Raw genomic sequence first — 10,619 nt, 5'->3', positions numbered from 1 at the left:
GCTCTGGCCATGGTTCGGGCGCTGAACAGAATGACAAAGGCAGGAATGCCAGAAAGTGTCCGTATTGCCTGAAACTCTGCCCTGCTACAGGGACACTCGCCCCGAATCTGATTTATTCAACAAAGCCGCCCAGATCATGAGTAAACAGGTTAAATGCACCAGGATAAAGCGCATTTGCTGAGTACGCACTAATCCTGCCGATTTATTCTCATCTTTTGTAGTTTGTCTCAGCTAAAAACATGCCCTCTTAAGTGGATATCAGCATGCAGATCGATGTCAGGGCATACGCGCATTTCAGGGTCAGCAAACCGAACCAATGGGCTGGCGCTGTCTGTCAGGCGCGCCCTGCATCGAAAACGCCACGACACCGACAGTCATCCCTGCCACGCAGACCCGCGACAACGACAGGCGCATCCACTGTCTACCTTGTCACGGTGTATCGCTATATAATCAAATACATTACGCTACAGGGGACCCTCATTGAAAATCAGACTGAATCGCCTCGTCTTTGCAGGCTTACTTATCTTTACCGCATGGAACAGCTACGCCAGCCGCATCGTGACCGATCAGCTTGGCCGTAACGTTACAATCCCGGATCGGGTTGATCGCGTGGTTGTGCTTCAGCACCAGACGCTGAATCTTCTGGTGCAGTTAAATGCGACAGATAAAATTGTAGGGATACTGGCTAACTGGAAACAGCAGTTAGGGGACAATTACGCAACGCTGGTGCCTGAGCTGACGCATAAAGCAATGCTGGGTGATTTGACCCATGTTGATCTGGAAAAGCTAATTGCACTGCATCCACAGGTGGTATTCGTCACCAACTATGCGCCGAAAGAGATGATTGACCAGATCTCCGCACTGGGCATTCCTGTACTGGCGATTTCACTGCGTCACGATGACGCCGGGCAGCAGGGCGAAATTAATCCCAGTATGCAAAATGAAGATAAGGCCTACGATCTCGGGATAAAGGAAGGCATCACCCTGATAGGTGAGGTGGTGAACAGGCAGCAGCAGGCCAAAGCTCTCATCTCAGCAGCCTTTGCGGGGCGTAAAGAGGTGACTGATCGTCTCCACGATCTCCCTGAACAGCAGCGTGTACGCGCCTATATGGCCAATCCCAGTCTGACGACATACGGTGCCGGGAAATATACGGGGCTGATGATGACCCATGCTGGCGCACTGAACGTGGCAGCATCGACTATTCAGGGTTTCAGGCAGGTCAGCATGGAACAGGTGGTGGTCTGGAATCCGCAGGTAATTTTTGTGCAGAACCGCTATCCGCAGGTTGTTCAGTCGATTCAGCACGATCCGCTCTGGCAGACCATTGATGCTGTCAAACATCACCGTGTCTGGTTGATGCCTGACTATGCCAAGGCATGGGGCTATCCGATGCCAGAAGCCATAGGGTTAGGTGAACTGTGGATGGCGAAAAAACTCTATCCTGACAAATTTCGCGATGTGGATATGCAGCAGCGGGCCGACCGCTGGTATCGCCGCTTTTACCGGACCGCCTATCATGAAACCTCTCCAGATTCTGGCGGCCGGTAGTCTGCGCGATGTGTGGCCGGTGCTGGTTGCCGCGTTCAGCGCGGAATACGGCATAACGACACAAACACACTATGGCCCGGCTGGTTTACTGCGTCAGCGCATCGAACAGGGTGAAGTCGGTGACATGTTTGTTTCGGCCAACCTGCAGCATCCCACAAGCCTGTCGCGACAAGGTCTGGCAGAGGACACCGGTCATTTCATCGATAACAGGCTGTGTCTGACTGCCAGGCGGGAGGATGTCTCTGCAGAAGACGACTGGCTGTCATTACTGCAACGTGATGATTTACGGCTGGCAACCTCAACGCCCCTGTACGATCCCTCAGGGGATTACACGTGGCAGTTATTCGAAAACATTGAGCAGCGATATCCCGGTCAGGGCAGCCGAATCCGGAACAAAGCAAACGCCCTGGTTGGTGGCCCGGACAGTCTGCCTGTTCCTGTTGGCAGACTGGCAGCCCAGTGGCTCATTGATGAAGGCTACGCTGAACTGTTTATCGGCTATGCCAGTTATGCGCCCCGCCTGAGGCATCATCAGTCCCTGCTGGTGCTTAATATTCCTCCTGCTTACAACGTACGGGCGCAATACGGCTGGGCCACTCTTTCACCCTCCGCCATACCGCTTGCCGCCTTCCTCCATACAGATGAGGCACAGCGTATTTTGCGGCGTTACGGTTTTTTGCCACCGTCTGGTTCCAGAAAGCCCGCACAAGGTAAAGCCTGTCTCTGACCCGCCAGTGCGGGCTGTAACAGTGCCTTGAAACTTTTTCACCTGTCGATATGCAGACTCGACATTTAGCAAAAGAGCCGTTATCTTTGGCTGTCTGGATGTCTAAACGTATATATGGTTACAAGAGGTGATTAAGTCATGCCAATCAGGATTCCCGATGAATTACCGGCAGTGAATTTTTTACGTAACGAAAATGTCTTCGTGATGACGTCGTCGCGCGCCAGTGTTCAGGAGATCCGCCCACTTAAAGTTCTGGTACTTAATCTGATGCCTAAAAAGATTGAGACCGAAAACCAGTTCCTGCGCTTGCTCTCTAACTCACCTTTGCAGATTGATGTCCAGTTGCTGCGTATCGACAGCCGTGAATCGCGTAACACACCCAGCGATCACCTTAATAATTTCTACCGTAACTTTGAGGACATCCAGCACGATAACTATGATGGCTTAATCGTTACAGGTGCGCCGCTGGGCCTGGTTGAATTTAACGATGTCGCCTACTGGCCCCAGATACAGCAGGTGCTGGCGTGGGCGAAAGATCATGTTACCTCGACCCTGTTTGTCTGTTGGGCTGTACAGGCAGCACTGAATATTTTGTATGGTATTCCTAAACAAACCCGACAGACGAAACTTGCAGGCGTATTTGAACATCAGATTCTCCATCCCCATGCCTTACTGACGCGGGGATTCGATGATAATTTCCTCGCTCCGCATTCGCGTTATGCGGATTTCCCCACTCAGCTGATCACCGATTACACCGATCTGGAATTATTTGCTGAATCGGAACAAACCGGTGCCTACCTGATGGCAAGCAAGGACAAGAGGCTGGTGTTCGTTACGGGTCACCCGGAATATGATGCGTTAACACTGGCGGGAGAGTTTCAGCGCGACTATGACGCAGGGCTGAACCCTGACGTGCCGTACAATTACTTCCCCCACGATGATCCGCAGCGTCATCCACGCGCCACATGGCGTAGCCATGGAAACCTGTTGTTTTCAAACTGGCTGAACTATTACGTCTATCAAATTACGCCGTTTGATCTGCGCCATATGAATCCGACGCTGGAATAAGCGCACATTCATTACAACTGAACCGTGTTAGCTGGCTGGCAACACGGTTTTTTTTCGTCCTTAAAAATATTTGAAAGGCATTACCTAAAGGAAAATAAAAATAAAACCATAAATTTCAATGGTATAAATATAATATTTAATTAAAATGGAAATAGTTTTTGATTTTGCATTCAAAATACATATGCTCTGCTCCTGTAGAGCACTAATCACCCTTTTTGTGGATCGACCATGTTGATCTGCCTGTAAACAGGAGAGAGCAAGCATGACAGACTCAGTTATTACCCACGAATTACACTTCCAGAAGCCCTTTTATCATCTTGAAAAACAGCTTCTTACTGAAGAGACCGTCGCGTTTTTACAGGATCTGGTTATCCGTTTTGCCCCCCAACGCGATACGTTATTAGCGGCGCGACAGGCACGACAAGAAAAGTACGATGCCGGGTCGTTACCTGATTTCGAAATGGAAACGGCTTCCATCAGAGAGCGAGAATGGACGATTCGCGGTATTCCCTCGGATTTACGGGATCGTCGCGTGGAGATTACCGGACCGCCGGATCGCAAAATGGTAATTAATGCCCTGAATGCGAACGTAAAAGTATTTATGGCTGACTTTGAGGATTCCCTGGCACCGACCTGGGAAAAGCTGATGGAAGGGCAGCAAACCCTGCGTGAAGCCGTGGCTGGCACATTGTCTCATACCAGCGAGACAGGCAAGATCTACCAGCTTCGCGCCGATCCGGCTGTCCTGATGTGTCGGGTACGCGGACTGCATCTGTCAGAGAAACATGTCAGCTGGCAGGGCAATGCCATTCCTGGCGGACTGTTTGATTTTGCACTCTACTTTTTTCATAACGTCACGAATCTCCTGGCGAAAGGTAGCGGTCCCTATTTTTATCTGCCTAAAACGGAAAGCTGGCAGGAAGCGGCCTGGTGGCGAGAGATCTTTAGCTTCGCTGAGGATCGTTTTGATCTGGCGCGAGGCACAATTAAAGCCACAGTCTTAATTGAAACGCTGCCCGCCGTGTTTCAGATGGACGAGATTCTGTGGAATCTGCGCGATCATATCGTGGGCCTGAACTGCGGGCGCTGGGATTACATTTTCAGCTACATCAAAACATTACGGGAACATGAAGATAGGGTTCTCCCTGATCGTCAGTCCGTGACCATGGCTCAGCCTTTTCTGGATGCTTACTCGCGGTTGCTGGTTAAAACGTGTCATCGCCGCGGTGCCTTTGCTATGGGCGGTATGTCGGCGCTTATTCCAAGTAAAGACAGCGCACGTAATCAGTGGGTGTTGCAGCGCGTCAGGGAAGACAAGCAGCGCGAAGCCAGTAACGGACATGATGGCACCTGGATCGCACATCCAGGCCTGGCCGATACCGCAATGGCGGTGTTTAACCAGGCGCTGGGCGATCACCCCAATCAGCTTCATGTTCTGCGCCACGAAGACGCTCCGGTGCAGGCCGAACAGCTTCTGGCGCCCTGCGAAGGCGATCGAACGGAAGCAGGGATGCGCGCCAATATCCGTGTGGCATTGCAATACCTCGAAGCCTGGATTAGCGGCAACGGCTGCGTTCCTATTGACGGCCTGATGGAAGATGCCGCCACCGCCGAAATCGCCCGTACCTCTATCTGGCAATGGATCCATCACAAGAAAACTCTGCGCGATGGGCAGCAGGTCACGGCGTCGCTGTTTCAGCAGTTGCTCAACGATGAGTTGCACACGCTGCAGATGAATCTGGGTGATAAGACGTTCAGTTCAGGCCGTTATGAGGAAGCGGCGCGATTAATGGCGCAAATCACTACCGAAAACGAACTGGTTCCTTTTCTTACTCTGCCGGGCTATCGACTGCTTCCCTGACATAAGGAGTGGTTGCCATGACACGTACACAACAGATTCAGCAACTCGAACAAGACTGGCAGGAAGCACGCTGGCAGGGAATTACCCGCCCTTACAGCGCACAAGATGTTATCTCGCTGCGCGGTTCAGTTCTGCCAGCCTGTACGCTGGCCGAGCGGGGTGCCGGTAAACTCTGGTCATTACTTAATGGCAGCGCGCGCAAAGGTTACGTCAATAGCCTCGGCGCTTTAACCGGCGGTCAGGCATTGCAGCAGGCCAAAGCCGGAATAGAAGCCATATACCTCTCTGGCTGGCAGGTAGCCGCCGATGCCAATCTGGCGGGGCAAATGTATCCCGATCAGTCGCTGTATCCGGTGAACTCGGTGCCTGAGGTTGTCACCCGGGTTAATCAGACCTTTCAACGTGCCGATCAGATTCAATGGGCCAACGGCATTGAACCGGGCGACAGCCGCTTTATCGACTATTTTCTGCCCATCGTGGCGGATGCCGAAGCGGGCTTTGGTGGTGTGCTGAATGCCTTTGAACTGATGAAGGCGATGATCAGCGCAGGGGCCGCAGCGGTCCACTTTGAAGATCAACTTGCGGCCGTGAAGAAATGCGGCCACATGGGAGGCAAGGTACTTGTGCCTACCCAGGAGGCCTTACAGAAACTGGTTGCTGCACGCCTGGCCGCTGATGTGATGGGTGTTCCCACCATTCTGCTGGCGCGAACGGATGCCGATGCCGCTGACCTGATCACCTCTGACTGCGATGACTATGACCGTCCGTTTATCCGTGGCGATCGTACCGCGGAAGGCTTCTACCGCACTCATGCCGGCATCGAGCAGGCTATCAGCCGCGGTCTGGCTTATGCGCCTTATGCTGACGTGCTGTGGTGTGAAACGTCGACGCCCAACCTGGCGATGGCGCAGCGCTTCGCCGAAGCCATCCATGCCCGCTTTCCCGGTAAACTGCTGGCTTACAACTGTTCGCCTTCGTTTAACTGGAAAAAGAACCTCGACGACAGCACCATCGCGGCCTTTCAGCAGGCGCTCAGTGAGATGGGCTATCGCTTCCAGTTCATTACCCTGGCCGGTATTCACAGCATGTGGTTCAACATGTTCGACCTGGCACAGGCTTATGCTCAGGGCGAAGGCATGCGTCACTATGTTGAAAAAGTCCAGCAACCAGAGTTCGCTGCCCGGGAGCGGGGGTACAGTTTTTCCTCGCATCAGCAGGAAGTGGGCACCGGCTATTTCGATCAGGTCACCACGATTATTCAGGGCGGTCAGTCCTCCGTTACGGCGCTGACCGGATCGACCGAAGAGCATCAGTTTTGAGTGAAGTCTGTGTCTTTCCCGCCCGGTAACTGTGGGCGGGCTTTTTCAGGAGTGGATTATGCCACCACGTGAATCCCTAATCGCGCACACCATTCTGCAGGGCTTCGATGCGCAGTATGGCCGTTTTCTTGATATTACGGCGGGTGCTCAGCAGCGTTTTGAACAGGCTGAGTGGCTGGCCGTACAGCAGGCTATGAAGGCACGAATTCATCTTTATGACCACCATGTGGCGCTGGTTGCCGATCAACTGCGCGCACTGAACGGGGCGGCGCACTGGGACGATGCTTTTTGGCTGAAGATCAAAAACCACTATGAAACCCTGTTACCCGGTTATCCGCGTTATGAAATTGCTGAAAGCTTTTTCAATTCCGTTTACTGCCGGCTGCATGGTCACCATGCATTACAGCCGGAACGGTTATTTATCTTCAGCTCGCAACCGCCTGCGCCACAACGTCAGGTTTCGCGTCCACTGGCGCGAACCTATCGGCCCGATCGGGGCTGGCAAACACTGCTGCATGAGGTGCTACGCGATGTGCCTTTGACGCTGCCCTGGCAGGATCAGGCGCGCGATGAAGCCTGGATTGTACGCCATTTGCATGAGGCGTTCTCTTCCGCGCAACTGGCACAGGGCTGGCTGGACGTCTGTTGTGAGCTGTTTTACCGCAACAAAACCGCCTGGATAGTGGCTCGCCTGCATCTGCCCGACGCTATCCTGCCATGCCTGTTGCCGGTTCAGCGCAGCGAGCAAGATGAATTGTGGATCGATACCTGCCTGACGGATGTGAACGAGGCCAGCATCGTGTTCGGCTTTGCCCGCGCGTACTTCATGGTTTATGCCCCATTACCCGGCGCGCTGGTCGCATGGCTGAAGCCTGTCTTACCGGGTAAAACGCTGGCAGAACGTTATATGGCCATCGGCTGCCAGAAACATGGCAAAACGGAAAGCTACCGGGAATATCTGCAGGCGCTGGAGCAAACGGATGCCGCCTTTGAGATTGCGCTAGGCATCCCTGGCATGGTGATGCTGGTCTTTACGCTGCCGGGCTTTGATCGGGTGTTCAAAGTCATCAAAGATCGCTTTGCTCCGCAAAAAGAGGTCACGGAAGAGCAGGTAAGGGCCTGCTATCAGCAGGTTAAAGAACATGACCGTGTGGGACGCATGGCTGACACGCAGGCCTTTGAAAAGTTTGCGCTGCCGCTCGCACGCATTACGCCAGCACTGCTGGTGGCGTTCCAGAATACGATTGCCGGAAAAATGCGTATTGAAGGCGATCGCCTGATCATCAGTCATCTGTGGCTGGAACGTCGTATGCAGCCGCTTAACCTTTTTCTGGCTGAGGCCAGCGACAGCCAACGCGCTCAGGCCATTGAAGAATATGGCAACGCGATCAAACAACTGGCTGCCGCCAATATCTTTCCCGGTGATATGCTGTTTAAAAATTTTGGCATCACCCGTCATGGACGCGTGGTGTTTTATGACTACGATGAGATTCGCCCGATGCAGGAACTCCATTTCCGTGACGTGCCTGCGGCGCGTTACGAGGAGGACGAGTTAAGCGCCGAGCCCTGGTACAGCGTTGGGCCAGATGATGTTTTTCCTGAAACCTTTCGTTATGCCCTGTGCAGTGAGCCGAAAGTCGGTGCGCTGCTCCAGCAACGGCATCCGGAAATTTTTGACGCGGGCTGGTGGCGCGCCCAGCAGCGGCGCATTGCGCAGGGGCATATTGAGGATGTTATTGCCTGGCAGCCCGCCCAGCGCTTCTGTGTGCGCTATGGCAGCAGGCTTGCACCACGTTATAAAACCCCAGAGCATCCCGACCAGGAACGGGAACCGCTTCAGCCGTCACTCTTTGCCAGCGGCCAGGAGTCAAACAGATAACCATCAAAGTCGAGATCGTCCACGTTGGAAAATTCCAGTAAACGCTGCTTCACATTTTCCAGATGCTGCCACATAGCCAGCTTAGCGGCGCGGGCATCTTTTTTGATCAGCGCGGCAAGAATTTGCCGGTGATCGACCAGCCACGCTTTACGATATTGGGTATCGCCAAGATGACTGTGCAGCTGAATCCACATAGGGTTGTTTTCGCGCCACTGCCATGACTGGCGAAATACGTCGACCAGCATACTGTTATGCGTGGCTTCAGCGATGGCCAGATGAAAGTGCATATCACCTTTTTCCGGGTTTCCCAGCGAACACGAGGTCAGCTCGCGTTCTTCCAGCAGCAAAGCCTGACGCATTTTGATGATGTCCGCCCGTGTCGCCTGCAGGGCGGCAAACTCCGCGATATTGCTTTCCAGCAACTGTCGCGCCTGAAGCTGCTCAAACGGGCCGGCATCGTTGTGAAAGCACTAATACGGCATGGAGAGTTGTGCGCTGTGACGTAAATACCGGCTCCCCGTCTGACTTCGATCAGCCCTTCGATTTCCAGCATAATGAGCGCCTCGCGAACGACGGTGCGGCTGACGTTAAGCATGCCAGCCATTTCACGCTCGGGTGGCAGGCGCCCGCCCGGGCGATAGGGCGTTTCCACAATGCGCTGCCGGATTTTTGCGGCGACTTGCTGATAAGGACGTTGCTGAGAGACAGATCTCATAGTGATGCTCCCGTCAGATACCGTTGCGGCAAAAATTTTACCACCTCACGATCGGGATAACAGGGTTCAGCGCACGTTAAGATAAGCAGGCTGACGCGTTGGCACGCTGTTTTATTCTTTATTTAACAATAAATTGCGAGAATAATTAAAAGCGGCATCAAGAGATGCCACTTTGGAAACATACAGACTACTTCATCTGATGATTTGTTACTTCAGCATGAAGTCATATTGCATACCGGCTTTCACATCCCAGTAATTGAGCCGGTCACCCAGTGAGCTACCGGGGCGCTTCTCCCTGGCTCTGTCGGCGGCAATATACATGTTCAGGCCTTTAAACGGGCCCTCTGCGACGTTGTACAGGATCGCGCCCATCAGGCCCACTCCGTTGATTCTGGTGTGACGCTGTTTGTCTTCATAACCGTGGGTAAGAATCGGGCCCAGCATAACGCCGACGTTCGGGGTGAAGAAATATTGCCCGCCAAGCTGAACAGACAGCATGCCTTCTTTATTGCGATCAATACTCAGCGAGTCGGGATAGCCAATATCCGTATAGATAATGCGACCATCAATATCATGGGTAAGCTTACCCACGGCACCAAATAACCGGGCATTCGCAAACGAATAGGTTAATCGCCCGGAAATCAACGCCGTCTCGTGGTGATAACTGAGAGGCTTACTCATCCCCTCAACCTGACCATAAAAACCCATCAGCTCCCATTTGAGTGCGCGATCGTCAGCAAAGGCATAGGTTTTTTCGACGATGCTTTGCACCTGAGTCGATACATCTTGTTGATAAGAGGCACCCAGTGAATACCGCGAAGAAGCATCGTGCCAGGATCCCACCAGATAGCCGCGGCTCCGATGGGGATGGTATTTCCCTGTTGTGCTGTTAATCACGCCTTCATCACGCACGCCCGTGGCAGAGTCGACATAATAGAACGCGCGCTTACGCCACATTGACCAGAATTCCAGATTCTCTGTCGCCTCAAAGTGGGCCAGCGCACCTTCAGAAATTGTCTGTATCGTGCGTGACGAATTATCGGCGATCAACGGGATGCGCCAGGGCAGGCTGCCGTAACCATAATCCGTCCCAAACCGCCCGAGCGTCAGGCGAAGATTCTCTGCCGGTTTAAGTTTGACCGCGCCAATGGCCACACCAAAGCTGTCGTGGCCGTCCAGATAATAGCGGGTGCTCCAGCCGGCGTTTGCACCCAGCTTGTACACATAATACGCTCCCGCGCTCACGCCGATGACGTCATTGTAATAGCGCGTATTCACATCAATCAGCCCACCCTGTACCCAGGCGTAAATATGACGATCTGAACCCGCGCTGGGTTTGTCGGCCCGCCGAAAATCGTTTTTCAGACGAATGCGCAGGCTGTCCTCATCGTCATTAATCGCGGCAGCATAAAGCGGAGAGGACGGGAAAAACAGGCTGACAAGCAGAATGCAAAATAGGGCAATTTTCATCACGTATCCATACCGTATGTGAACAGAGC

General features: G+C 53.2%; 7 protein-coding genes and 1 pseudogene. 6 read left to right on the top strand and 2 right to left on the bottom strand.

What is annotated here, in order from left to right:
* The first annotated feature begins 480 nt into the window (after positions 1 to 480).
* From F7Q90_RS10910 to aceK, 6 genes are all read left to right on the top strand, one after another.
* Positions 481 to 1,551, top strand: coding sequence for an ABC transporter substrate-binding protein (locus F7Q90_RS10910; RefSeq protein ID WP_006121524.1), 1,071 nt, complete (start codon positions 481 to 483; stop codon positions 1,549 to 1,551).
* The gene (locus F7Q90_RS10905) at positions 1,520 to 2,278 is read left to right on the top strand and encodes a substrate-binding domain-containing protein (RefSeq protein ID WP_006121530.1); all 759 of its coding nucleotides are present in this window, start codon (positions 1,520 to 1,522) and stop codon (positions 2,276 to 2,278) included. The genes F7Q90_RS10910 and F7Q90_RS10905 overlap by 32 nt, the downstream gene beginning before the upstream one ends.
* A gap of 138 nt (positions 2,279 to 2,416) precedes the next feature.
* On the top strand, positions 2,417 to 3,346 hold the full coding sequence (metA, locus tag F7Q90_RS10900) for a homoserine O-acetyltransferase MetA (RefSeq protein WP_006121532.1): 930 nt from the start codon (positions 2,417 to 2,419) through the stop codon (positions 3,344 to 3,346).
* A 262-nt stretch (positions 3,347 to 3,608) separates the two neighbouring features.
* Positions 3,609 to 5,207 (top strand): malate synthase A, encoded by a 1,599-nt coding sequence (gene aceB, locus F7Q90_RS10895; RefSeq protein ID WP_006121533.1) that lies wholly within the window; start codon positions 3,609 to 3,611, stop codon positions 5,205 to 5,207.
* Positions 5,208 to 5,224: 17 nt separating this feature from the next.
* Positions 5,225 to 6,526, top strand: coding sequence for an isocitrate lyase (gene aceA / locus F7Q90_RS10890; RefSeq protein ID WP_006121534.1), 1,302 nt, complete (start codon positions 5,225 to 5,227; stop codon positions 6,524 to 6,526).
* Positions 6,527 to 6,584: 58 nt separating this feature from the next.
* Positions 6,585 to 8,405: a bifunctional isocitrate dehydrogenase kinase/phosphatase gene (gene aceK / locus F7Q90_RS10885; protein WP_006121535.1), complete on the top strand. Its 1,821-nt coding sequence runs from the start codon at positions 6,585 to 6,587 to the stop codon at positions 8,403 to 8,405.
* Here the strand turns inward: aceK and uxuR are convergent.
* Together uxuR and uidC are read right to left on the bottom strand one after the other, a co-directional pair.
* Positions 8,363 to 9,120, bottom strand: a pseudogene (gene uxuR / locus F7Q90_RS10880) (Uxu operon transcriptional regulator). The gene aceK and the pseudogene uxuR overlap by 43 nt on opposite strands.
* Before the next feature lie 207 nt (positions 9,121 to 9,327).
* The gene (gene uidC / locus F7Q90_RS10875) at positions 9,328 to 10,590 is read right to left on the bottom strand and encodes a glucuronide uptake porin UidC (protein WP_006121536.1); all 1,263 of its coding nucleotides are present in this window, start codon (positions 10,588 to 10,590) and stop codon (positions 9,328 to 9,330) included.
* Positions 10,591 to 10,619 lie beyond the last annotated feature (29 nt).

It is taken from the genome of Pantoea stewartii subsp. stewartii (assembly GCF_008801695.1).
Taxonomy (GTDB): Bacteria; Pseudomonadota; Gammaproteobacteria; order Enterobacterales; family Enterobacteriaceae; genus Pantoea; species Pantoea stewartii.
The sequence above is the reverse complement of the archived record's forward strand: the minus strand, read 5'-3'. Positions and strand labels throughout refer to the sequence as shown.

What these genes read in the sequence shown, in the direction of transcription:
- aceA (WP_006121534.1), top strand. Translation starts at nt 5,225, where the DNA reads ATGACACGTACACAACAGATTCAGCAACTCGAACAAGACTGGCAGGAA.
- metA (WP_006121532.1), top strand. Translation starts at nt 2,417, where the DNA reads ATGCCAATCAGGATTCCCGATGAATTACCGGCAGTGAATTTTTTACGT.
- aceK (WP_006121535.1), top strand. Translation starts at nt 6,585, where the DNA reads ATGCCACCACGTGAATCCCTAATCGCGCACACCATTCTGCAGGGCTTC.
- aceB (WP_006121533.1), top strand. Translation starts at nt 3,609, where the DNA reads ATGACAGACTCAGTTATTACCCACGAATTACACTTCCAGAAGCCCTTT.
- F7Q90_RS10905 (WP_006121530.1), top strand. Translation starts at nt 1,520, where the DNA reads ATGAAACCTCTCCAGATTCTGGCGGCCGGTAGTCTGCGCGATGTGTGG.
- uidC (WP_006121536.1), bottom strand. Translation starts at nt 10,590, where the DNA reads ATGAAAATTGCCCTATTTTGCATTCTGCTTGTCAGCCTGTTTTTCCCG.